General features: G+C 53.0%; 20 protein-coding genes. 17 read left to right on the forward strand and 3 right to left on the reverse strand.

Translation table 11 applies throughout. The features are described from left to right. The first annotated feature begins 127 nt into the window (after positions 1-127). From nth to VF260_06640, 14 genes are all read left to right on the forward strand, one after another. Positions 128-793, forward strand: a complete 666-nt coding sequence (nth, locus tag VF260_06575; protein HEX7056845.1) for an endonuclease III — start codon at positions 128-130, stop codon at positions 791-793. 48 nt (positions 794-841) lie between these two features. Further along, positions 842-1,114, forward strand: coding sequence for an NAD/NADP transhydrogenase alpha subunit (locus VF260_06580; protein HEX7056846.1), 273 nt, complete (start codon positions 842-844; stop codon positions 1,112-1,114). Positions 1,115-1,199: 85 nt separating this feature from the next. After that, positions 1,200-4,928, forward strand: a complete 3,729-nt coding sequence (locus VF260_06585) for a dynamin family protein (GenBank protein HEX7056847.1) — start codon at positions 1,200-1,202, stop codon at positions 4,926-4,928. A gap of 571 nt (positions 4,929-5,499) precedes the next feature. Further along, positions 5,500-6,780 carry a LysM peptidoglycan-binding domain-containing protein gene (locus tag VF260_06590; GenBank protein ID HEX7056848.1) on the forward strand — a complete coding sequence of 427 codons (1,281 nt, stop codon included), beginning with the start codon at positions 5,500-5,502 and terminating at the stop codon, positions 6,778-6,780. 109 nt (positions 6,781-6,889) lie between these two features. Then, positions 6,890-7,879 (forward strand): formylglycine-generating enzyme family protein, encoded by a 990-nt coding sequence (locus VF260_06595; GenBank protein ID HEX7056849.1) that lies wholly within the window; start codon positions 6,890-6,892, stop codon positions 7,877-7,879. 48 nt (positions 7,880-7,927) lie between these two features. Next, a complete protein-coding gene (locus tag VF260_06600) occupies positions 7,928-8,551 on the forward strand; it encodes a DUF3990 domain-containing protein (protein ID HEX7056850.1) in 624 nt (207 codons plus the stop codon). Beyond that, positions 8,514-8,819, forward strand: a complete 306-nt coding sequence (locus VF260_06605; protein HEX7056851.1) for a hypothetical protein — start codon at positions 8,514-8,516, stop codon at positions 8,817-8,819. Before VF260_06600 ends, VF260_06605 begins: the two co-directional genes overlap by 38 nt. Positions 8,820-8,995: 176 nt before the next feature. Next, the gene (locus VF260_06610) at positions 8,996-9,802 is read left to right on the forward strand and encodes a GDSL-type esterase/lipase family protein (protein HEX7056852.1); all 807 of its coding nucleotides are present in this window, start codon (positions 8,996-8,998) and stop codon (positions 9,800-9,802) included. Between the two features lie 45 nt (positions 9,803-9,847). Continuing rightward, a complete protein-coding gene (locus VF260_06615) occupies positions 9,848-10,813 on the forward strand; it encodes an ABC transporter ATP-binding protein (protein HEX7056853.1) in 966 nt (321 codons plus the stop codon). Beyond that, positions 10,806-11,798, forward strand: coding sequence for an ABC transporter permease (locus VF260_06620; GenBank protein HEX7056854.1), 993 nt, complete (start codon positions 10,806-10,808; stop codon positions 11,796-11,798). Before VF260_06615 ends, VF260_06620 begins: the two co-directional genes overlap by 8 nt. 90 nt (positions 11,799-11,888) lie before the next feature. Next, on the forward strand, positions 11,889-13,889 hold the full coding sequence (parE, locus tag VF260_06625; GenBank protein ID HEX7056855.1) for a DNA topoisomerase IV subunit B: 2,001 nt from the start codon (positions 11,889-11,891) through the stop codon (positions 13,887-13,889). Between the two features lie 26 nt (positions 13,890-13,915). Continuing rightward, complete coding sequence (gene gyrA / locus VF260_06630; protein HEX7056856.1) at positions 13,916-16,363, forward strand: DNA gyrase subunit A; 2,448 nt, start codon at positions 13,916-13,918, stop codon at positions 16,361-16,363. Between the two features lie 30 nt (positions 16,364-16,393). Next, positions 16,394-17,353 carry an acetylxylan esterase gene (locus VF260_06635; GenBank protein HEX7056857.1) on the forward strand — a complete coding sequence of 320 codons (960 nt, stop codon included), beginning with the start codon at positions 16,394-16,396 and terminating at the stop codon, positions 17,351-17,353. Between the two features lie 29 nt (positions 17,354-17,382). Continuing rightward, complete coding sequence (locus tag VF260_06640; protein HEX7056858.1) at positions 17,383-17,805, forward strand: MarR family transcriptional regulator; 423 nt, start codon at positions 17,383-17,385, stop codon at positions 17,803-17,805. Here VF260_06640 and VF260_06645 read toward each other — a convergent pair. The 3 genes from VF260_06645 to VF260_06655 are packed head-to-tail and all read right to left on the reverse strand — an operon-like array spanning position 17,756 to position 20,642. Further along, positions 17,756-19,048: a CapA family protein gene (locus VF260_06645; protein ID HEX7056859.1), complete on the reverse strand. Its 1,293-nt coding sequence runs from the start codon at positions 19,046-19,048 to the stop codon at positions 17,756-17,758. The two genes, VF260_06640 and VF260_06645, sit on opposite strands and share 50 nt — an antisense overlap. Positions 19,049-19,068: 20 nt before the next feature. After that, a complete protein-coding gene (locus VF260_06650) occupies positions 19,069-19,767 on the reverse strand; it encodes an RNA pseudouridine synthase (GenBank protein ID HEX7056860.1) in 699 nt (232 codons plus the stop codon). An 8-nt stretch (positions 19,768-19,775) separates the two neighbouring features. Beyond that, positions 19,776-20,642 (reverse strand): class I SAM-dependent methyltransferase, encoded by an 867-nt coding sequence (locus tag VF260_06655; GenBank protein HEX7056861.1) that lies wholly within the window; start codon positions 20,640-20,642, stop codon positions 19,776-19,778. 132 nt (positions 20,643-20,774) lie between these two features. Here VF260_06655 and VF260_06660 point away from each other — a divergent pair, with 132 nt between their 5' ends. The 3 genes from VF260_06660 to VF260_06670 all read left to right on the forward strand — a co-directional run. Next, positions 20,775-21,479 (forward strand): response regulator transcription factor, encoded by a 705-nt coding sequence (locus VF260_06660; GenBank protein ID HEX7056862.1) that lies wholly within the window; start codon positions 20,775-20,777, stop codon positions 21,477-21,479. Continuing rightward, the gene (locus VF260_06665; GenBank protein ID HEX7056863.1) at positions 21,455-22,840 is read left to right on the forward strand and encodes a HAMP domain-containing sensor histidine kinase; all 1,386 of its coding nucleotides are present in this window, start codon (positions 21,455-21,457) and stop codon (positions 22,838-22,840) included. The genes VF260_06660 and VF260_06665 overlap by 25 nt, the downstream gene beginning before the upstream one ends. Positions 22,841-23,111: 271 nt before the next feature. After that, positions 23,112-25,427, forward strand: a 2,316-nt coding sequence (locus tag VF260_06670; GenBank protein HEX7056864.1) for a glycoside hydrolase family 9 protein, incomplete at its 3' end; no start/stop codon positions are given.

The following is a 25,427-nucleotide window of genomic DNA, read 5'->3' on the forward strand; positions in this document are numbered from 1 at the left end:
CAATCAGATTATCGAAATCGAAAAACAGTAAGTTTACCGCGCAAATTTTTGAGCTGCAGGCACCGTCTGCCATGAAGATGGCAGGCGGTGTTTACGGTTTATGAAGCGGGAAAAGCGAGGACGAATCATGCGGCAGAAAGAAAAAATGAGATTTATATTGGATCATTTGGCGGAAATGTTTCCGGATGCGCATTGTGAATTGCACCATACAAATCCGTTTGAACTGACGATTGCCGTGCTGTTGTCGGCGCAATGCACCGATGAAACGGTCAATAAGGTTACCCCGCGGCTTTTTGCCAAATATAAAAAACCGGAAGATTATTTGGCGGTGCCGTTAACGGAACTCGAGCAGGATATCCGCCGGATCGGTTTATACCGGAACAAAGCGAAAAACATTCAACGATTATGCCATATGCTGTTGGACAAGTACGGCGGCGAAATTCCCAGGCAGCGCGAACAACTGATGGAACTTCCCGGCGTTGGAAGGAAAACGGCCAACGTTGTCCTGGCCAACGCGTTTGGCGTCCCGACAATCGCCGTTGACACGCATGTGGAGCGGGTAACCAAGCGGTTGGGGCTTGTTCCGGCCGACGCACCCGTGCTGGCGGTGGAACAGAAGCTTTTGTCCGTCGTGCCGGAAAATGAATGGATTACGACGCATCATCGTCTCATCTTTTTTGGCCGCTACCATTGCAAGGCGGTGAACCCGCAATGCGCGAGTTGCCCGCTCATCGCCATTTGCCCGGAAGGGAAACGCAGAATGAAAACCGCGGCGAAAAGGAAATCTAAGTAAAACAACCCTGCGCGGGGCCGACAACGAATAAGAAAAGGATGAGCCGGCATGAAATGCATCGCGGTCTACACGGATGATTTTGCGTCGTTTTCCGACATTTTCGAGAAAGTGTTAAGCACGCCGCTAGCCGACAACGAAGAGCAAACCATCGACGGAATCGCCGTCAGCGACTCCGGGGAAGTGCCCACCCATTATATTGATCGCATGAGGAACAAACATGATGTTGCGGTAATGAAGGAAAAAGATCGCAATATCACCATTCTGCAACATGGCCGTTTGTTTGAAATTTTGTTGCCGAATGAGGAAAATATGGTACACTAGTTGGGGCAACAGATCGCTTCAACATGGAAATCCGGGCGTCTTGCCCGGGTTATTTTTTTGCGAAAAATCAGGGAGAAGAGCATCTATGAAGGTAACTACATTACGTGAACTTGCCACTTCCATGCAGATGCGGGGCGATTTTTCCAACGCTTCGCAAATGTTTCGGCTGGCGGACAAACTGGAAAAGTCGCAGCTTTCAATTTCGTTTTGCGGGCATTTTTCCGCCGGTAAATCAACGCTGATTAATCGTTTGTGCGGCGCGGATTTATTGCCGTCCGGACCGATACCGACCAGCGCCAATGTCGTATGGATCATGAACGGCGCAACAGGCGCGGTCATTTATCGCAAACACGAATGCGCGGATGAAGGAAAGCGGCAAAATGGCGAAAGCATTTCGCTTGACCAATTGGCGGAAAGCTGCAAAAACGGCGAGACGATCGAATCGATTGAAATCAAAAGCCCGATTCCCTGGCTGGGCGAGCATGCGGCATTGATGGACACGCCCGGCATCGATTCGACGGACGAACGGCATTTGCGGGCCACGCTGGCAACGCTGTCGCTTACCGATTGCATTTTTTATGTGATGGATTATAACCATGTGCAATCCGATACGAATTTTATATTTATCAAACAGCTGATGGAGTGGAATAAGCCCTTATATTTAATCGTCAATCAGATTGACAAGCATAAACCGGGCGAGTTGAGCTTTGCCGAATATCGTGCGGCGGTGGAACGGGCATTCCGCGACTGGCAGATCAAGCCGGCCGGAATTTTATATTTGTCGCTGAAGGATCCCGACCACCCGGAAAACGAATGGCAGAAGCTTGGCTGGCTGTTGGAACAATTTGTGGCGGAACGCGGCGAGCTGCTGCCGGCAAGTGTCGGCGCTTCGGCAAAACGGCTTGTCGAGCTGCACGGGGAGTATATCGCCGGGCTTCAAGAAGCGGAAAAAGCAATGTTGGCGGAAAAAATCGGCCTAAATTGCGCTCCGCAAGAAGCGATTGCCCGAATCGCGGCTGATCTCGCCGATCTGCGGCGGGGGTTGGAAGCATGCTCCAGGCGAAAAGAAACGGCGCTGCAGGAATATCAGTCGGAATTGCGCCGCACAATCGAGAACGCCAATATCATGCCGGCAACGCTGCGGAATCTCGCGGAACAATATTTGCAGGGGATTTCGCCATCGTTCAAGGTTGGCTGGCTGATGGCCAAAAACAAGACGCGGAAAGAGACAGAGCGGCGCACGGACGTCTTTCTTACCCATCTGCAAAAGCAAACGGATATGGAATTAAGCAGGCATGTCGCGGCGCTCTTGCGCAAATTTGCCGTGGACAACGGCATCGAGGATGCGGAGTTGGCCGAACAAATCAATCAATTTTCCGTATCGATAACGGCGGAATGGCTTCGCGCGCAGGTGCAAAGCGGAGCTGTGGCGAGCCGCGAATACGTCCTGAATTTCTCACGGCAGGTGGCTGAGGAAATAAGGCTGATCGCGCGGAAAAAGGCGCAGGCGATATCCGCCGGTTTGCAAAACGCATATCTGGCGCAGATTGAGAGCGAAATGGCGGAAGTTGAAAGGAACATACAACGCTTAGAGGAGCGGGACGTTGCGGCCCATAAACTGCTCGCTCTAGCGCAGGATGCGGAGCGGTATGTGCTTGGTTTGCAGGAAAAGCTGGCATCGGCTGCTACTGTTCCAACACCCAATTTGCCCGATCTATCCGACGCTTCGACCCAATACGAAAATAGCGGCATGTGGCGGGAACTGCTGCGAAAAGGCGCAACCGCAAAAAGCGGCGAACTTGCCGCCGTGGTCGCTGTCGATGCGGCAGCGCAAGCTTCGGGCGCGGATAAGCGCAACGCTTGGGATGAGGTTAAGCGCAACGCTTCGTCCGTTTCGGCCCCTAGAATTAAAACCGATCCGGGAGATTTGCAGCGCAGCAAAAAAGCGGCCGCACAAATTCGCAACGCCGTCCAAATTTTGGATACGGTGCCGCATATGGGATCGTTTTCCCGGGCGCTTGCGGAAAAAGCTAAACGAATGGAACAGCGTACTTTCACCGCGGCGCTGTTTGGCGCATTCAGCGCCGGAAAGTCGTCTTTTGCCAACGCGCTCATCGGGCAGGCTGTATTGCCTGTTTCCCCCAATCCGACTACAGCCGCTTTATGCAAAATGCTGCCGGCGACTGCCGAGTTTCCCCATGGTACGGCAAAAATCAAAAAGAAATCCAAAGAAAGCATGCTGGACGATATTCGCTTTTCCCTGGCCGCGCTGGGGATAGTGATAGCGGATAAGGAACGGCCATGGGAAACGATACGTTCCCTTGATTTTGCTTCCATCACCGCGAAGGGTAAGCCTCACGCCGCTTTCTTGCAGGCGGCTCTGCGGGGCTGGTCTGAAGCGGAACAAGAATGGTCCCGGGAGCTTGTCGTCGATTTGCCGCAATTTCGCGCGTACGCGGCGGATGAGCAAAAATCGTGCTTTGTGGAATGGATCGAGCTGTATTTGGAAAGTCCGCTAATGGACGCGGGCATCGCGCTGGTCGATACTCCCGGAGCGGACTCCATTCATGCGCGGCATACCGGAGTTGCCTTCGAATATATTAAAAACGCCGACGTGATTATTTACGTAACCTATTATAACCATGCTTTTTCCAAAGCCGATCAATATTTTCTGGAACAGTTGGGCAGCGTGAAGGAAAGCTTCCAACTGGACAAAATGTTTTTTGTCGTAAACGCGGCCGATTTGGCGGCTGATTCGGCAGAGTTGCAGCATGTGCTTGAACATGTGCGTGATCGTTTGACCGCGCATGGCATCCGTCATGCAAGGCTGTTTCCGGTTTCCAGTTCGTACGGTTTGCAAGGGAAAATGACGGATGAGCGAACAATTTTGCAGGCTTCGAATTTACCTGCATTCGAGCAAGCCTTCTTGGGATTTTGCCGCGAAGAGTTGACCGATTTGGCGCTTTCCGCCGCACAGGCGGATTTGGCGAAAGCGACAAGCACTTTAGAGCGGCGTATAGCGGCGGCGGAAAAAGGCCTTAATGAGCAGGAAAGACGCGGGCTTAAGCTGCGCGAGGCGCTGGATGAGGTTAAGATTTGGCTCTCCGGGCAAACGTACGAGCAAAAGATAAGCGAACTCGCGCAGGAGATTGAGACACTGCTGCATTATATCATTCAGCGGATACGCTACCGGTTCGGTGAATTTTACAACGAAGCGTTTCATCCGGCGCAATTAAGCGGGAGCGTCGATAAACGAACCGCCTTGCGGGCTGCCTGGAACGAACTGGTTCGCACATTGACGCAGGAAATCGAGCGGGAGTTGTTAACCGCCTCCCTGCGCGTGGAAACGTTCGCTGAACGGTTATGCGCGACGCAGTATGCTGCGGCTGCGGAACACATTTCCGCTAGCCTTAAGGATTTTACCGCCGCGGAATTTTCGCCGGCGGCTTGGCCGACACCGGACATTTCCGTGCAGCTTCCGGTGGAAATGGATGAGCGCATGCTCCTCCGCCATTTCAAACATGCGCGGGCGTTTTTCGAGGAAGGCGGCAAGGCGGCGTTGCGCGAGCCTTTGGAGGCGGAGCTGATGGATGCCGTCGCGCAAGCGGTGCAAGCTTACGCCGTGCGCTTTAAACAGCTTTACGGCAAACAGTTGCAAGACCGGTTTGCGGCTGTCTCCCGCGAGCTGGCCACGGCAGCGGATGAACATACCGCGGGGATACTGGCGGCGGGCGATTCTCCGGAAACACTTGCCAATTGGAAAGAAAAGGCAAGGCAATTAACGCTGTGCATGCAACATATTCATGCGATTTAGCTTCCATGAACCGGGTCTTAACCCACCGCCTTTAGGCGGAAAGATTCCTGAACGTGCACTTTGTAAAACGTTCCTGGTAAAACGGGAGGACAGCCTTATTGCGCAGCGCAAAATGGGTAGACTGCCTCCCTGCGGGCGCAAAAACGGGTGAACCACCTTCCCGCGCAACGCTAACGGACGCCACAGCGGCTATTCGCCGAAAAAAGGCTGTTTAAAAATTTTAACGGACGCCACAGCGGCTATTCGCCTTAATTTTGCCTGAATACCGCACAAAGTGCTAAAATAAGCGCACCTACGTCCGTTTAAACTTAAAAACCGGGCGTAAAACCCAAAATAGCCTCTGTCACGTCCGTTAGATAGGAAAGCACCCTAATACGAAGCGGCAAGCCGGCCAAGCGGATCGAGTTTTCAGCGTGGAGGGCCGTTTGGCCGCAAAAGCCGGATTCGTGTACGCTTCACAATTATGTTTCCGGTTTTTTTTCATGCTCATATCCGTTCCTTTCCCGCATAAGCTTAAGATAGTGGGCTAATGGCGCCATTTCCGGCGCATGTGCGGAGGAGGAACGGTAACGTGTTGATTGAAACGGTGCAAGCAGGCGAAACATTATGGGCGATCGCCCGCAGATTTGGGGCCAACGTAGATGAAGTCATGCGCTTAAACGGCATCACCGATCCGGAGCGGTTGGTTATCGGCGAAGCGCTGGTTGTTCCGACCGAGGCAAGGCGGCATACGGTGCGGCCAGGCGAGTCGTTCTGGTCGATATCCCGGATTTACGGAGTGACGGTTGAACAATTGCAAGCGGCCAATCCGGGTGTAAATCCGAATCTGCTGCAGCCGGGCATGGTGCTGAACATACCGGAACGCCCCAAAACAACGATCCAGTCAAACGGTTATTTGCTGCCCGTGTCTCCGCAATCCGATCAAGCCAATGTCCGCAATGTCGCCGAATTTTTGTCGACATTCAGCATTTTTCAATACCGCACGGATGTGAACGGCGATTTGGTCCCGCCAAACGATGCGGCGGCGCTGGCGGCGATTCGGCAAACGGATGCGGTTGCCATGATGGTCGTCACCAATTTTTCCGAGGGAACGTTTTCGGCGCCTTTGGCGCATACCATTTTCACCGACCAGAGGGCGAGGGAGCGGCTTTTTTCCGAGATAGTCCGGACTTTGCGAGATAAACGCTTCTACGCGTTGAACATAGATTTTGAGCATGTGTTTCCGGCCGATCGGGAGCGCTATAACAATTTTTTGCGGGAACTGGCTGGCAGGGTACACGAAGCGGGCTTCCCGATATCGACGGCGCTCGCGCCCAAAATGTCGGCCACCCAGGTCGGGGAATGGTACGAAGCGCATGATTATCCTGTACATGGGCAGATTGTCGATTTTGTGATCCTGATGACTTATGAGTGGGGCTGGTCCGGCGGTCCGCCGATGGCGGTGGCGCCGATACCGCAGGTGAGGGCGGTGCTGGATTACGCGATCAGCGTCATCCCGCGGCAAAAAATTTTACTGGGCGCCCCGTTATACGGTTATGATTGGACGCTTCCCTTTGTGAAAGGCGGAAAATTTGCGCGTTCTTTGAGTCCGCAAGCAGCGGTCGAACAGGCGGCGCGGGTGGGCGCCAACATTCAGTTCGACTACACCGCGCAGGCGCCATTTTACCGGTATTACGACGCCGATGGCAAAGAACATGTCGTTTGGTTTGAGGATGCGCGGAGCATGCAGGCCAAATTTAATCTGATCGATGCTTACGGGTTGCGCGGCATCAGTTATTGGGTGCTGGGCAACGAATTTCCGCAAAATTGGGCACTTTTGCAAGACCGTTTCAACATCCGCAAATTTGCTTGAGCAGGCGTGGCGGCGAAGCAGCGCGTTTCCATCGACAGCTTTCGAAAAAAACGCTATGATGATTCATATGCAAGCAATGCGTTCATTGTTGAGGCAGGAGGAAAAAAGCATGTCTGAGGGAATGAAAGCGTGCTGCTCAGCGTCCAGATTGGACATGCCCGGTTTTGCCCGAACAAAGTTTCATTTTGGCGAAAAATCGGCAAAAAGCGCCGGTAAGAAGCCATTTGACAAAAAACAGATACTTGAGCGGATGATTGTGATTCCCGCCGGCACGTTTGCCATGGGCACGGACAGTCGCGAAGGGTTTTGGGCGGACGGCGAAGGCCCCGTGCGGATGGTAACGCTGGATTCGTTCCGCATATCGCCATATGCCGTAACCAACCGGGAATTTCAGGCGTTTGTGGAAGATACGGGCTATGTGACGGAAGCGGAGCAATTCGGCTGGTCATTTGTGTTTCATTTGCTTGTATCCGAAAAAATAAAATCCGAGGTTAAGCGTGTGCCGCAGCAAACGCCGTGGTGGTATGTGGTTGACGGCGCGTATTGGGCCAAGCCGGAAGGGCCGGATTCGACGATCGCGGACAGAATGGATCATCCTGTCGTGCATGTGTCCTGGAACGACGCGCTTGCTTTCTGCAAATGGGCGGGTATGCGTTTGCCGACGGAAGCGGAGTGGGAATATGCGGCCCGCGGCGGTCTTAAACAGCAAACGTTTCCATGGGGCAACGAACTGACGCCAAACGGAGAACACCGCTGCAATGTTTGGCAAGGAGACTTTCCGCGCGAAAATACGAGAGAGGACGGGTATCTCGGCACCGCTCCCGTTAACGCTTTTGAACCGAACGGATTCGGGTTGTATAACGTTGCCGGCAATGTGTGGGAGTGGTGCTCCGATTGGTTTTCCCCCCGGTATCACCAGGCGACCGCTTCGCGCAATCCGCATTTTGCAAAAGAAACGGGGCGCCGTTCGATGCGGGGCGGTTCCTACTTGTGCCACAGCTCCTATTGCAACCGTTACAGAGTTGCCGCGCGCACTTCCAACACGCCGGATAGTTCCGCGGGCAATCTCGGTTTTCGGGTAGCGGCGGATTTGGCGTAAACGGCTTGTAATTTCGGACAATCTTCCCGAAACTACGGAGGATATTGAGTGAAGGAAATTATTTTTCCACAATTGTTATACCACGGAACGTTGGATCTGCACCTCGAGTCATTTCAAAAACGGCTGCTCAACCATATCTATTGGCGTCCTGACAGAGATTTTGGCGCCGGTTTTTATACCACTATCTCGCTATCGCAGGCAAAGAAATGGGCATGCCAAACAGCGGAAAAATATGTCGGGATAAAGACGGCGAACCCGATTGTGTTGGCAGTGGAACTTGTGAAAGTTCCGGATGACGCGGAATATCGGCTGTTTCTGACCGAGTCGCTCAGCTGGGCGGCATTCGTTTTTGTCCACCGACAAAACACAAGGCGGGATTTCGATCCGTGCGATCGCCATCCGGAATTGCTGATCGGGCCGATGGCGGACAACAATACTGGCGCAATCGTGCAAGATGCGGTAAAATTAAATAAAGATGTGCAGTGGTTTCATGATCAAATTACGCGGACACCGGCGGGGAGGCGCCTGGACTCTTCCCGTTTGGGCAATCAGGTCGTATTTGCTTCCGAGCGGTTTGAAACTTATCTCCAATTATGCGGGCATTATGCCTTTAACGGAAGAAGGTGGCAGTATCATGACAGTGCAGGCAAGAGCGAAATTGGATCGCTATGAGCGCGGCATTTGCGAACATTTGGTCAATCAATGCGGCTATGACCGCCGTGCCGCCCGTTTGTTGGTGCTTGCTTTTCTTCCGGTGCTCAAGCTGCAAGACCGCTACGACAGTTGCCGGATGTGGGCGGAGAGGCTGGATGAAGCAAAACGCAACGGCCTTACCCCGGAGGAGTGGCTGAAGCGCATCCGTAAAATCCGCGGTGGAGCGGAAAGGGCGGAAATTTTCGTAAACGGCAAAGAACCGCGAAAAATCGTCGCGGCGAAATAACGGGCAAAGTTTTGCGTCCGCACAGGCAATCATACCTGTCCGGGCGTTTTTTTGCGCTTTTTTACGGTTGGCCTTTTTCCGGAAAGTTGCATTTCGGCAAACGAATGGGTACTCTATTTTATATTGATGATCGTGTGGGCAATAATCAAATACCAAATTGGCAAAGGGGAGACAAAATGCGCTCATCTCGCTTGATCTGGCGCGCGACGGCGCTTTTTTCCATTTTAACCGCGCTTATGTTTGCGGCCGGATTTGCCTATGCGGTAAAAGATATTTTGGCGCCGAATCAAGCCTGGCCCAAGCCGCAAAAACAGGAGCATCCGGCGCAGAATCGTTTGGCGAAAGCCGGCGAGTACAGCATCGTCGCCCTGGGCGACTCGCTCACCAAAGGAACGGGCGATGTCACCGGCAAAGGCTATGTCGGCAACACGCGCGACTTGTTGGCGAAAAAAACGGGAAAACCGGTGCGCATCTTGGCAAACCTCGGCATCAACGGCTATGAAACCGGCCAATTGCTCGACGACTTGCGCACAAAACCGAATGTGGCTTATTTGCTGAAGCAAGCAAATATAGTGCTTTTTACGATTGGCGGCAACGACTTGTTTCAGTTGGCGTTAAAAGAATTGGACCTGACAACAGCGATCGACCCGACGGCGCTGTATAACCGGATGCCGGAAGCCTTGCAGCGGATGGACGCCATTTTTGCGGCATTGGTGAAAATCAATCCGCAGGCAAAAATCATGTACATCGGGTTGTATAATCCGTTTGCCGATCTGGATGAGACAAAGAAAAGCTCCGAAGCGATCCAGAAGTGGAACGCCGATGTGTTCCAAATTGCCAATCGATATCCCAATGTGACCGTGCTGCCGACGTTTGATTTGTTCCAGACGAAGCTATCGCAATACTTGTACTCCGATCATTTTCACCCGAATGAAACGGGCTATGCGCGAATAGCCGAGCGGATCGTGCAGGATCTGCCGTGACACGCAGGCGAAAATTGAAGCAAGCTGGCGAGGGAGGTAAGCGGTATGGATGATCGTACGGAAACGGTGCTATCGGTTCAAGGGCTTTGGAAAAAGATCGGCAGAAAAATGATCATTCGCGACATTTCCTTTGAGATCGGCGCAGGCGAAATATTCGGTTTCCTCGGACCGAACGGCTCCGGCAAGACGACAACGATCCGCATGCTTGTCGGGCTTGTCAGACCGACCAAAGGAAGCGTACTGATTTGCGGCAAAGATGTACAGCGCGAACATGACGAGGCGTTGGCGCAAGTCGGTTCGATTGTGGAAAATCCGGAAATGTACAGCTTTATGTCGGGCATGGAAAACTTGCTGCATTTCGCCCGCATGCAGCCGAATGTCACATCCGAACGGATTGATGAAGTCGTGGAACTGGTGGGGCTCACGGAGCGCATCCACGACAAAGTAAAAACCTATTCTTTGGGCATGAAGCAGCGTTTGGGGCTGGCGCAGGCTTTGCTTGGCCGACCGAAGCTGTTGATTCTCGATGAGCCGACAAACGGGCTTGATCCGCAAGGAATCAAAGAGTTGCGCGATTTTATTCACCGCCTGGCGGATACGGGCATCGGCATCCTGATTTCCAGCCACTTGCTAAGTGAAGTGCAGTTGATTTGCGAACGCGTCGCGATTATCAAAAACGGCGAAGTAATCGCCATCGGCCGGGTGGACGAGCTTCTGCGGCATACCGGAACGAGAATCGTCTGGCATGTGGATGATGCGGCGAAAGCATCCGGCATCCTGCGGCAATATTGCGCAAAAAACAATTTGGAACTGCTGCCGTTCCTGGCGGATACGGATGCTCCGGTTGCGGAACATGCGGAAAAGGTGGCGGCGGAAATGGACGCGGCGCTCCTTCCGGAGATCAACGCCCGCTTTGTGCAGGCGGGAATTCGCGTATTTGCGGCGCAAGCGAAACAGCCGTCGCTGGAAGAGTTATTTTTAAACATGACGGGAGGTGACCGAATTGATTAGCCTGCTGCCGCTCATCCAGAACGAGACGTTGAAAATTTTGCGAAAAAAAAGGTTTCTCGTGATCGTATTGATTCTGGTTGTGCTCATCCCGGTGTTTACATACGCACAGCTGAAAATGGCGCAAGAGCAGCGCAAGCAATTCGGCACCGCCGATTGGCACGTAATCGTGCAGCAGAAAATTACCGATTACACAAACAGTTTGGGCAGTGCGCGCGTGCCGCAAGAGTGGAAAAATTGGCGCAAGGTGCAAATTCAGCAGTTGCAATACTACCTGGATCATGATGTCGATCCGAGCGCGCCGAACGGAGTTACGTTTGCGATCGGATTTATGAATAACGCGGTTACGTTGTTCATTCCGCTGTTGGTGCTTGCCGTCGCAAGCGACCTTGTTTCCGGCGAACGCTCATCCGGCACGATCAAGATGCTTTTGGCGCGTCCGGTGGCGCGATGGAAAGTGCTGACCGGCAAGCTGATCTCCTTGCTCATGTTTACATCGCTCATCGTGTTGTTGACCGCGGCTTTGGCCTATCTGATTTCCGGCGCGGTGTTCGGCTATGGCGGCTGGAGCATGCCCTTGTTTACCGGATTTCAGATTGCCGGTGCGGACGTGATCGATGTGAATGTGCACGCCGTGCCGGGCTGGCTTTACATGATCATGCAAGGCGGCTTGATCTGGTTCGCCGCGCTTGCGGTTGCTTGCCTGTCGTTCATGGTTACCGTGCTCGTGCGCAGCACGGCGGCCAGCATCGTCATCATGATGGCGGCGATTATCGCCGGAGGCATTCTAACGAATATGGCTTCATCGTGGAAAGCCGCCAAATATTTGTTCGTCGTGAATTTATCGCTGACCGACTATTTGCAGGGCAATTTGCCGCCGATTCCCGGCATGAGCTTGCCGTTTTCGCTGGCTGTGCTGACGATTTGGGCGTTGGCTGCGCTCTGTGTCGCTTATGCCGTTTTCCTGCGGCAAGATATTTTAAGTTGACAAATACAGGCTTCTTGCGTGTACAATCCTAAATATAGCGCAGTGATTCGTTTCTGTAACCAAATTTGCTAAGGATGTGTTGGTGTACGAATGGCCGAGCAGTTGGACTTGTTTGCTGATATGCATATTGGTGATACGCAAAAGGAATCAGACGTTCGACAGAATCATTACGGGGCGGACGACATACAGGTGTTGGAGGGGTTGACCGCCGTCAGAAAACGTCCGGGGATGTACATCGGCTCAACCGGCGCTTCCGGCCTGCACCATCTTGTCTGGGAAATTGTTGACAATGCGGTGGACGAGTACCTGGCCAAAGCTTGCAACAAAATTGAAGTGACCATTCATCGGGATCAGTCGATCACCGTCCGCGACAACGGTCGCGGTATTCCGACCGGCATGCATAAAACCGGCATCCCGACGCCGCAAGTCGTGTTTACGATGCTGCATGCCGGCGGGAAATTCGGCGGCGGCGGTTACAAAAAGTCCGGCGGTTTGCACGGCGTCGGCGCTTCGGTAACGAACGCTTTGTCCGAGTGGCTGGAAGTGGAAATTTACCGCGACGGCAAAATACATAAACAGCGCTATGAATATTGGGTGGATCAAAAAGGCAAGGAGCACGTGGGCGAACCGGTAACCGGGCTGCAAGTCGTCGGCGCGACCAACCGCACGGGCACGAAGGTGACGTTCAAACCGGATGCCAGGGTGTTCCACGGCGGCATTGCGGTCAATTATGACACGCTGTATGAGCGTTTGCAGGAAATCGCTTTTTTGAATTCCGGGCTTGCCATCCGGCTCGCCGACGAGCGGACGGGACAAGCGGAGACGTTTTTCTATGAAGGCGGAGCAAGCGAATTTGTCCGGTTCTTGAATGAAGACAAGCAAGTGTTGCACGACGTGATTCATTTTTACGCGGAAAAAGACGACATCGAAGTGGAAATCGCGCTGCAGTATAACGACGGTTATACGGAGACGATCGCGTCGTTTGTCAATTCGATCCCGACGCGCGGCGGCGGCACGCACGAAACCGGCTTTAAGACGGCGCTTACGCGGGTCATGAACGAATATGCCCGCAAAGCGGGACTGCTGAAGGAGAAAGATAAAAATCTGGAAGGTTCCGATTTGCGCGAAGGCATGATGGCGGTCGTCAACATCAAGATGAGCGACGTCGAGTTCGTCGGGCAGACGAAGGACCAATTGGGCAGCGCTTCCGCCCGCAGCGCCGTGGATGCGGTTGTCACCGAAAAGATGGCGATCTTTCTGGAAGAAAATCCGCAAGTTGCGCAAATGCTGCTGAAAAAATCGATCCAGGCGGCAAAGGCGCGCGAAGCGGCGCGCAAAGCGCGGGATGAGATCCGCACCGGCAAAAAAGGCAAGAGCGAAAGCTCGAATCTGGGCGGAAAACTGACTCCGGCGCAATCGAAAGATTATACGAAAAATGAATTGTTTATCGTCGAGGGCGACTCCGCGGGCGGTTCGGCCAAACAGGGACGCGACTCCAGGTATCAGGCGATTTTGCCGCTTAAAGGCAAGCCGATGAATCCGGAAAAAGCCAAGCTTGCGGATATTATGAAAAACGACGAATACCGGGCGATTATCGCCGCCATTGGCGCGGGCGTCGGATCGGAGTTTGCCGCGGAGGAAGCCAACTACGCCAAGATCATCATCATGACCGATGCCGATATGGACGGCGCGCATATCCAGGTTTTGCTATTGACGTTTTTCTACCGCTACATGAAAGCGTTGATCGATGCGGGATGCGTCTATATCGCCAAGCCGCCGCTTTATAAAGTGAGCAAAAAATCGGGCAAGGCGGAAACGATCCGCTATGCCTATAGCGATGAAGAGTTGGAAGCCATGTTGCAAGAAGTCGGCAAAGGCGCGGAAATTCAACGCTACAAAGGCTTGGGCGAAATGAACCCCGAACAATTGTGGGAAACGACGATGGATCCTGCGCGCCGCACCCTTTTGCAGGTGCAGATCGAAGACGCCGCGAAGGCGGAACGCCGGATATCGACCCTGATGGGCGATAAAGTGGACCCGCGCAAACGGTGGATTATCGACAATGTGGACTTTACGGAAATAACGGACTAACGAGAAATCTGGAAAGGTGATGCTAGATGGCAAAACCGGAACAACTTTTGCCCGCGCTGCTGGAAGAGGTGGTTGGCGACCGCTTCGGCAAATATTCGAAATACATTATTCAGGATCGCGCGATTCCCGATGTTCGCGATGGGTTGAAGCCGGTTCAGCGCCGCATTTTGTTTGCGATGCACGAAGCGGGCAACACGGCGGACAAGCCTTTCCGCAAGTCGGCCAAAACGGTCGGCGACGTGATGGGCAATTACCACCCCCATGGCGACGCTTCCATCTATGAAGGCATGGTGCGGATGGCGCAGCCGTGGAAAATGGCGCATGCGTTGATCGACGGGCACGGCAACTGGGGCTCGCTGGATGACGATCCGCCCGCCGCAATGCGTTACACGGAAGCGCGGCTTGCGCCGATCGCCGCCGAACTGTTGAAAGATATCGACAAGAAGACGGTGCTGTTTCGCGACAATTTCGACAATACGCTCAAGGAGCCGGTCGTGTTGCCGTCGCGTTTTCCCAACCTGTTGGTCAACGGGGTAAGCGGCATCTCCTCCGGTTTTGCCACGGAAATTCCGCCGCACAATCTGCGCGAAGCGATTGACGCCTGCATCGCGCTGATCGACAATCCCGAACTTTCGCTGCCAGACATCATGAAGGTGCTAAAAGGCCCGGATTTTCCGACCGGCGGTATCATCATGGGCGAGGAAGGCATCCGCGAAGCGTACGAAACCGGAAAAGGCCGCATCCATATCAGGGCGAAAACGGCGATCGAAGAAATGCGGGGCGGCCGGCAGCAAATCGTGATTACGGAAATTCCGTATGGGGTCGTCAAGGCAAAGCTCGTGACCGCAATGGAGACTATCCGCCTGGAAAAGAAAGTGGACGGCATTGCCGAAGTGCGCGACGAAAGCGGGCGGGACGGCCTGCGCATTGTGGTCGAACTGAAAAAAGACGCGGATGCGCAAAGCATTTTAAACTATTTGCTGAAAAAGACGGATTTGCAGATCACCTACAATTTCAACATGGTTGCCATTGTCAATAAGGCGCCGCGGCAATTGGGACTGAAACCGATGCTTCAGGCGTACGTCGACCATCAGCGGGAAGTGGTCGCCAACCGCTCACGGTTTGAACTGGAAAAAGCGGAAGACCGGGCGCATGTTTTGGAAGGTCTGATCAAGGCGTTATCCATTCTGGATGAAGTCATCGCCGTTATTAAGGCGTCGAAAAACCGCCAGGACGCGCAAAACAATTTGGTGGCGAAATTCCATTTTACCGAACGGCAGGCGGACGCGATTCTGGTTTTGCAATTGTACCGTTTGACCAATCTCGAAATCACGTCGCTGGAAAAGGAAATGGAACAATTGCGCAGGCGCATCAGCCAGTTGCGCGCGATTTTGTCCGACGAGAAAAAATTGTTGGGCGTCATCAAGAACGAATTGTTGGAAATCCGGCAAAAATACGGTTTGGATCGCCGCTCGCTCATTCAGGGGGAAGTCGAGGAGTTGAAAGTCAACCTGGAGGTGATCGTGACCCCGGAGGATGTGTTGGTGACGCTCACCGAGGAAGGCTATATCAAGCGAACAAGCAAACTTTCCTTTACCCGCTCGGGCGGCGAAATCGAGCATGCCGGGCTTAAAGAGGGCGATTTCATCAGGCATCTGATGGAAGTCAACACGATTGACAACCTCTTGATCTTTACGCAAAAAGGGCAGTATTTTCAGCTGCCGGTGCACCAAATTCCCGAATTCAAATGGAAGGACGCGGGCACGGCGATCGTCAATGTCATCCCGATTCCCAAAGACGACCGGATTGTAAACGTGCTACCCGTAAAAGATTTTCACGCCGACACGCATCTTTTGTTTGTGACGAAACGCGGCCAGGTAAAACGGACGGAACTGAAAGAGTACATGACAACGCGCTTGATCAGCATCGCCGCGGTAAAGCTGGCTGATGGCGACGAAGTGATTGCCGTCTTGGCGAGCGATCATGCGAAAGAATTGCTGCTTGTGACGGCTCTCGGCATGAGCATCCGGTTCAAGGAGAACGAAGTCAGCGCAATGGGGCGCATTGCCGGAGGCGTTCGCGGCATCCAGTTGAAAGACGGCGACGAAGTCGTTTCCGCTCTGCTCGTGGATGGCGATGAAGGCGAAATTTTGGTTATTTCCGAAAAAGGCTATGCGAAGCGGTCGCTGCTCCTTGATTACACGGTGCAGGGACGCGGCGGCAAAGGCCTTGCGACCTTCGAATTTAAAGAAGGTAAACGGGTGAAGCCGAACGGCAGCAGGCTGGTTAAAGCGTTTTACGTCAAAGAGGCTTATGAACTGAAAGCGGTGCTGACTTCGGGAAATAATCAATCGTTTTCGACCGAACAAATCGATATCGATGACCGCAAATCGCCGGGCAAGGCGAAAATTTCCGTCGGCAAAGATGATGAAATTGTGGATATCGTTCCGCTGCCGCATGAGTTTGGTTATTGAACATGGCGAAATGGGAAAGGATGAATGGGCATGCCGATTATTGATATGCCGTTGGAGAAACTGTTGCATTATGAAGGATTAAACCCGAAGCCGGATGATTTTGACGACTACTGGAACAAGGCTTTGCAGGAAATGCATGCGGTTGATCCGCAAGTGGAATTGGTTCCTAGCGATTTTCAAATTCCGCATACGGAATGCTTTGATTTGTATTTTACCGGAGTGAGAGGCGCCCGTATTCATGCGAAATATGCGCGGCCCAAAGGGCAACATGCTCCACATCCCGCCATTTTGCAATTTCATGGTTATTCCGGCAATTCCGGAGATTGGGCGGACAAACTGAGCTTTACTTCGATCGGTTATGCGATCGCCGCATTGGATTGCCGCGGTCAAGGCGGATTGTCGGAAGACGTGGGCGGCGTGAAAGGCACGACGCTGCGCGGGCACATTGTGCGTGGGCTGGACGATCATCCGGACAAATTGCTGTTTCGCGATATTTTTCTGGATACGGCACAACTGGCCAAAATCGTGATGGGATTTCCGGAAGTGGATCCGGATCGCGTCGGCGCGTTCGGCGCTTCGCAGGGAGGCGGATTGACGCTAGCCTGCGCGGCGTTGGAGCCCCGCATCAAGCGTTTGGCGCCGATTTATCCGTTTTTGTGCGATTATCGGCGGGTTTGGGAAATGGATCTGGCGAAAGACGCCTATGAAGAACTGAAAGATTTTTTCCGCAGGCATGACCCGCAGCACAAGCGGGAAGAGGAAATTTTCCGCAGGCTGGGTTATATCGACGTTCAGCATTTGGCCGGGCGGATACAGGGAGAAGTATTGTTTAGCGTCGGTCTCATGGATACCATATGTCCGCCTTCCACCCAATTTGCCGCGTTCAACAAAATAAAAGCCAAGAAAACTTTGGAGATTTACCCCGATTTTACGCACGAGAATTTGCCGGGCATACAGGATAAAATCATACAGTTTATGCTCGGGTTGTAATTCGCCGCCCCGACAGGGAGGGATACGGGATGTATACGGATGAGTTCGCCAAACTGTGGACGAAGCTTTCCAAAGATTTGAAAGCGCATATGGAACAGCACCTGGCGCCTTCGTTAACGGAAGGCCAATTGCATGTGCTGGAATTTTTGCGCGGTTTCGATCGGGTGAAAACATCGGATTTTATCGACTATTTGGCGACGACGCCGGCAGCGGTGACGACGATTTTGGATCGCATGGAAAAAGGCGGCCTGATCAGGAGGGAAAGAGACAGCGCAGATCGGCGAATCGTCTGGGTCCATATGACGGAAAAGGGCAAAGAAGAAACCGCCCGCGGCGGGAAAATCAGGGAAGAGTTTCTCGCCGCCCACCTGGGCAGGCTGTCCGCGCACAATCAACAATTGCTTATTTATTTGCTGGGGAAAATAACGAACGACCCCTCTCAATCGCACTGATTTGTTCGTTCATTTCCCGCAAATACCGATTCAGCCTGGCCAAATCTTTCGCCTGCAAGTACGGATCGTCTTTGTAGGCCAACGCCGCTTCCATCGGCAGCACGCGAAATTGCAATTTGCCGTTTTCCCGGTACCGCTGCACGTAAGTCGGCTTGTACTCCACTCCGGTAATTTCCGTTATGTTTTCCGGCATCATTTTCCGGACGTGTACTGCAAATATGACTCCCGTGTCGGTCGGCGCATGCAGCGCGTTCGTGCGGTCCTGGTCGGATATAAAATTGCCGAGCGAATAAATCACGACGCCGGTGCGTTTTCGTCCCGCAGCGTCGGTTGCATTCAAAAGCTCATACGGCTGCACGACGTGCGGATGGCTGCCCAAAATGATATCGGCGCCTGATAAAAACAGCTCGTGCGCCAATTTTTTTTGCAAATCGTTCGGCTGCAAATGATATTCGTCGCCAAAATGAACGGCAACCGTCACCAAATCGGCGCCGTTTCGTTTTTCCCGCGCTATGTCCGCCTTCATTTTTTCTTCGTCGATCAACGGCACCAGATAAGGTTTGCCCTTGGGTATCGGGATGCCGTTCGTTCCGTACGTATAAGCCAAAAATGCCATCGAAATGCCGTTTTTGCTCACGATAACCGATTGCTCGGCATCTTCGGGCGAGGCGGCGACGCCTTTTTCCACCAGTCCGCGCGCGCGCAAGTTGGCGATCGTGCGCAAAATTCCGTATTCGCGCCGGTCGAGGGAGTGGTTGTTCGCGGTGGTAATGACGTTGAACCCGGCGTCTTTCAATGCGTCCGCCAGCTCCGGCGGCGCGTTGAATTCGGGATATCCGGTATACCCGCGCGGATCGTGATCCGCCAAAGGCGTTTCCAGATTCCCCGTGACCCAATCCCCTTTCGCCAATTCATCTTTTACTTTCGCAAAAAAATGCGTGAAATTGTAAGTCTTTGTGGCGGCATCATATCCGGCTTGCGTTTCCCGACTATGCATCATGATGTCCCCGACGGCAATGAGAGTCGCTTCCAGGCTATAGGGCGATGGTTGCGGAGCAGGCGTCGCCGTTGCGGCAGGCGTTGCGGATGCGGCAAAGGGTGGCGAAACGCCGGGTTGCGCCGCTTGATTGCGGTCTTGTTGCGCTTCCTGACAGGAGGCAAGCATTAGACCTGCCGAAAGCAGCAGCAGCGCCGCCAGACGCGGAAATGGCGACCGTTCTCCCAAAACGGTTTTGCTTCGCATCGGTTCTCCTCTCTTATCGATCAAAATGAATGCAATTCCCACATTCGCCATGGCCATTCGGCGGGAGGGAAGGAATGAAATTCCATCATTTCGTCGCGGGTCGGGTGGGGGAAACGAAGCTGATGCGACCAGAGCGCAAGCTGTTCACCGGGTTTGTTCACGCTGGCGCCGTATTTTTGATCTCCGTACAAAGGGCATCCGATTGCCTGAAATTGCACGCGAATTTGATGGGGACGCCCCGTTAGCAAACGGATCCGCACCAGGCATAAGTTATCCCGAAAAGCAAGCATCTCATATTCCAGAGAAGCTTCTTTCGCGCCGGCAACGTCGGCGGCGACAACGCTTACCGTATTGGTCCGTTCGTTTTTGCGCAAATGATGGATGAGCCTGGCTGATTTTTTTGCCGGTATGCCGCGCAGCACAGCCAGGTAGGTTTTGCCGAATTTGCGGGCGCGAATGCATTCGGACAGGCGCGAGGCGGCTTTTGACGTCCTGGCGAATACCATCGCGCCGCCGACCGGCCGATCCAGGCGGTGCACCAACCCCAAAAACACATTCCCGGGCTTGTTGTACCGTATTTTCAAGTCTTGTTTCAAGATTGTCAGTAAATCGGGATCGCCGCTTTTGTCTTCCTGCGTCGGCATATTGACCGGTTTTTCCACAACCAGCAAATGATTGTCTTCGTATAAAATGGGCGTGCGGCAGGACGGATGCTTCATGATCAATGTTATGCCTCCCATCGCGCCGATGCGCCGGCGGGCAGCACGAGTCCGCTCGCGGTGACGGGCAGCCCGATTTCGTCCGCAACCACTTTTCCGCCCCGATTTTTTCCGATGGTCATCGTCATGATATTTTTCAGCACGGATGCGGATAGTCCGGTTGTATAGGAGTTAATGAGGAAAAACAGCGGATTATCGGACAACACATGCAAACAGGATGCCGTAAAATCGTATAAACTGGCTTCGAGCTTCCATGTTTCTCCGCCCGGACCCCTGCCGAACGAAGGCGGGTCCATAATGATCGCGTCGTATTTTCGGCCGCGCCGTTGTTCGCGAGCGACAAATTTGAACACGTCATCGGTAATAAACCGCACGGTACGGTGTTCCAATCCGGAAAGTTGAATATTTTCCTTCGCCCACTGCACCATGCCCTTTGCCGCGTCGACATGGCATACGTCCGCTCCGGCCGCGGCGGCGGCCACCGTTGCTCCCCCGGTATACGCAAACAAATTCAGAACGCTGATAGGGCGGTTCGCGCCCGCGATTTTTTCCATAATCCAGCGCCAATTGACGGCCTGCTCGGGAAACAGCCCCGTATGCTTGAAATTGGTCGGCCGGATATAAAAACGGCATGATTTGCCGTAGCTGATCGTCCAACGTTCCGGCAGCTTGCTGTTGAACTGCCAGCAGCCGCCTCCCGATGAACTGCGGTGATAGTGCGCGGCACATTGATTCCAACGTTGTTCATTCAACGTTGGCGGCCATATCACCTGCGGGTCGGGCCGGCGCAATATGATGTCGCGCCAACGCTCCAATTTTTCGCCGTGTCCGGTATCCAGCACTTCATAATCTTGCCAATCGTCTGCAATAAACATCCAAATAATTCCTTTCTTAACGAACGCTCTTCCCACCTATTCTACAACATCCGACAGCAGAATATAAGTGCGGAAATTTCATAAGAACCCGCGCAATCGCCCATGCTAATAAAAAAACATCCGGGGCGGCAGATGAACGGAGAAATCTTGATTATCGAAGACGAGCAAAAAATAGCCCGCGTGATCCAGTTGGAACTTGAACATGAAGGGTACCGGGCACGGCACGCGGCCGACGGGATTGCAGGCATGGCGTTGGCCACAAACGAACCGTGGGATTTGATCATCCTGGATATATTGTTGCCGGGAAAAAACGGGTTGGAAGTATTGGCCGAGATCAGGCGGCGCGATGCGATGGTGCCGGTGCTTTTGCTTACGGCGTTGTCAACGGTGCAAGACAAGGTGGCCGGCCTGGATCTTGGCGCCAACGATTATATCGCCAAGCCGTTTTCCATGGAAGAATTGCTGGCCAGGGTGCGCGGTTTGCTGCGCGTAACCAGTTTGGTAAAAGAGCAGGCGCGCGCGGAACCGGAAGAAGTGTTGACCGCCGGCGATTTGACCGTAAATGTCGCGGCGAAAACAGTGGTCAGGCGAGGAAAATCGATCGAACTGACGCCCCGCGAATTTGACCTGCTGCTTTTTTTGCTGCGCAATAAAAACAAAGTGCTGTCCAGGGAACAAATCCTTTCCGAAGTATGGGGATATGATTTTATCGGCGACACGAATCTTGTTGATGTGTATATCCGCTATTTGCGCAAAAAGGTGGAAAAAGGTTTTGGCAATCCGCTGATCCGCACGCGCAGGGGGTTGGGATATTGTTTGGTCGAGCCAAAGCGATGAGTCTGAAAACAAGGCTTGTATTGTTGTCGACCGTCTGGCTGATCTTCGTCTTGCTTTTGTTCAATATGTTCACTTACTTCTTTGTTGTGCGTATCACGACAAGAAGCGAGATTCAACTTTTATGGAAAAAGGCCGCAACCATTACCGAAAAACCGGAAATATGGGACCCTCATAAGTGGAGCAACGCCAACTTGTTGGACGAATATCTCGTGCCTGGCGAGTTGATCCGCATCATTGGCCCTGACAATAAGGTAAAAGCGCAGGCCGTTTCCGCCGACGTCTTGCTGCGGCAGCCGGTTGCATTTCGGAACGACATCCATTCGTTTGTGGCGAACAACGGGAAAAACAGAATGGTGTTTGTGCAAATGCCGCTTTTTTCCGGGCAAGAGCAAATAGGCATGCTGGAAATCGGCCATGTGCTGGATTTGCTTGACGATTATTTAAGCGTTTTGGTAACGGCGCTCACGATTACAACCGGCGGAGCCGTCATTCTTTCCCTGTTGGGCGGCTTTTTTTACACCCGCTTTTTGTTCCATCCGATCACCCGCTTGGCCGATACGATGAAGGCGATTCAAACAAGCGGCGTTTTCCGGCATTTTGATCTGGAACGCTTGCCGCAATCCGACGACATCCGAAAGTTGGGCGATACGTTCAACCGCATGATGGACTCGTTGGAAAAAAATTTTGAACAGCAAAAGCGCTTTGTCGCCGACGCTTCCCACGAATTGAGAACGCCGCTGACCGTGATTGAAAGTTACGCCAGCATTTTGCAGCGGTGGGCGGCAAGCGATCCCGCGCTGCGCGAGGAAGCGGTGGACGCCATCTATAAAGAAGCGATCCATTTGAAAAATCTTGTTTCGTCATTAATGCAAACAGCCGAATCTGAGGCGGTTCAGCGGATGAAATGGACAAAAGTGGATTTGACGGACATGCTGACGGATGTGGTTCGCCATATGCGCCGTTCCTTTCATCGCGAAATTGAATTTCGCCATGACGACACGCCGATTGTGCTGGAAGCCGACGCGGGAAAAATCAAGCAGCTCGCGATCATTTTGCTGGACAACGCGATCAAATACAGCCGCCGCAAAATTCGCATGCATTTGCATCAACATGACGATGTTGCCGAGCTTAGCGTACTGGATATGGGAATCGGCATACCCGCCGACCGCATCCCGTATTTGTTTGATCGTTTTTACCGGGTGGATCAGGCGAGAAGCCGCAAAACGGGCGGGGTCGGGTTGGGGCTCGCAATTGCGCAAAATATCGTAAAGTCGCACGGCGGTTCCATTCATGTGAAAAGCAAAACAGGCAGAGGGACCAAAATCCTGGTCCGCCTTCCTTTACGCCGTACGGTTGTTTGATCAAAAAAATTTCCACCTAAAAGCGAAAAAATTTCAACTTGCTATTTTTTTAACGTTTTCTTAAAATAGGGACAAATTCCCAAATTATTTTTCTGCATGCTTACTCCAAGCTTTTTCTACTCCCGGGTTTTTCTTTCCTCACTTGCAACACGATCCTTAATGTTCCTGCCAAACATGAAAAAAAACCGTAAAGGAGGTGCTTTGTTTTTAGGCTTCTTCACTTTTTTGCCGACTTTTTTAAGTGAAAATTTGAATGGAGGGAATTCAAGTCATGAACCAAAACAGAATATCGTGGAAAAGGTTGGGCGTAGCCCTGCTTTTATTTGTGCTCGTTTTTTCCGGATATGCCGGAGTGATTCCGCAAAGCGCGCAGAAGGCGCATGCCGCCGCCGCATCGTACAATTATGCCGAAGCTTTGCAGAAAGCGATTTATTTTTACGAGGAGCAGCGTTCCGGCAAATTGCCGAGCAATAACCGCGTAGAGTGGCGCGGCGATTCCGGCCTGAATGATGGCGCGGATGTTGGAGTTGACTTGACAGGCGGATGGTATGATGCGGGCGATCATGTCAAATTCGGTTTGCCGATGGCCGCATCGGCGACGATGCTGGCATGGTCGGTCTATGAATACCGCGATGCCTATGTGCAATCGGGGCAATTGGAAAACATTCTGGAAAATATTAAATGGGCGACGGATTATTTTATCAAAGCACACACGGCGCCGAACGAGCTTTGGGTGCAAGTGGGCGACGGGAATTTGGATCACAGTTGGTGGGGGCCCGCGGAAGTGATGCAAATGGCGCGCCCCGCCTATAAAGTGGACGCAAGCTGTCCGGGCTCCGATGTTGCGGGCGAAACAGCGGCGGCCCTCGCGGCATCCTCGATCATTTTCAAACAAACCGATCCGGCATACTCCGCCACGCTTTTGGCGCACGCCAAACAATTGTACACCTTTGCCGATACGTACCGGGGAAAATATTCCGATTGCGTTACCCAGGTTCAGTCTTTTTACAATTCGTGGAGCGGGTATGCCGACGAATTGACCTGGGGCGCAGTCTGGTTGTATTTGGCAACGAATGACCAGGCCTATCTCGATAAGGCGGTCGCTTCCACCGCGGCCTGGGGCACGGAGGGGCAAACGCCGTATTGGGGCTACAAATGGACGCACGCCTGGGACGACAAGCATTACGGGGCGCAATTGCTGTTGGCCCGCATCACGGGCGATCCGAAATTCATCGAATCGACCGAACGAAATCTGGATTACTGGACTTCAGGCACGAAAGAGACCGGCGAAAGAATCCAATATACGCCGGGAGGTTTGGCGTGGCTGGATTCGTGGGGTTCTTTGCGCTACGCCATGAACGAATCGTTCCTGGCATTCGTTTATGCGGACTTTGTGGAAAGCAAAGACGCGGCCAAGGCGAAAAAGTATCGCGATTTTGCCGTCAGCCAAGTTTTGTACGCCCTTGGCGACAATCCGCGCAACAGCAGTTATATGATCGGCTTCGGCAACAACCCGCCGCAGCATCCGCATCACCGCACTTCGCACGGCTCATGGGCGGACAGCCAGACGGTGCCGGCCAATCATCGGCATATTTTGTACGGCGCCTTGGTTGGCGGTCCGAATTCTTCCGATGGATACAACGACTCGATCGGCGATTATGTAAGCAATGAAGTGGCAACGGATTACAATGCCGCGTTTACCGGCGATCTCGCCAAGATGTTCAGCCTTTTTGGCGCGGGGCAAAAGCCGCTTGAAAATTTCCCGCAGCCGGAAACGCGCGAGGATGAAATGTTTGTGGAAGCGGGATTAAACAGTTCGGGCGCCACTTATACGGAAATCAAAGCGCTTTTGAACAACCGGTCCGGATGGCCGGCGCGAATGGGGGACAAGCTCTCGTTCAAATATTTCGTTGATCTCTCGGAAGTCTATGCCGCCGGATACACGGTCAACGATATCAAAGTAACGACGAACTATAACGAAGGAGCGACCGTGTCGCCGCTCATTGCCTATGACGAAGCCAAACATATTTATTACTCCCTGATCGATTTTACCGGCACGAAAATTTATCCCGGCGGACAATCCGCTTACAAAAAAGAAATTCAATTCCGTTTCAGCGCGCCTTCAGGCACAACATTCTGGGATCCGACCAACGATTATTCGTATCAGGGCATCGGGACATCCAGCGCGCTAGTCAAAACGGTCTATATGCCTGTGTACGATGCCGGAATAAAGGTATTCGGCAATGAACCCGGCACGGATACGACGCCGACGCCCACACCTACACCGACGGCAACTCCCACGCCAACTCCGACAGTAACGCCTACGCCAACGCCAACTCCTACGCCTACACCGACTGTAACACCGACACCTACGCCTACGCCAACCGTTACGCCGACTTCAACGGCCAACGCCGTTTTGCAAGTCGAATACCGGGTGGGCGATGCAAGCGCGACCGACAACCAGATGAAGCCGCAGATGCGCATCGTCAATAACGGTACAAGCGCGGTTCCGCTTAGCAGCTTAACGATCCGCTACTGGTATACGAAGGGGCAAAACCAGGCGGAAGAATACCATTGCGATTATGCC

This window comes from Bacilli bacterium, assembly GCA_036381315.1.
Taxonomy (GTDB): domain Bacteria; phylum Bacillota; class Bacilli; order Paenibacillales; family KCTC-25726; genus DASVDB01.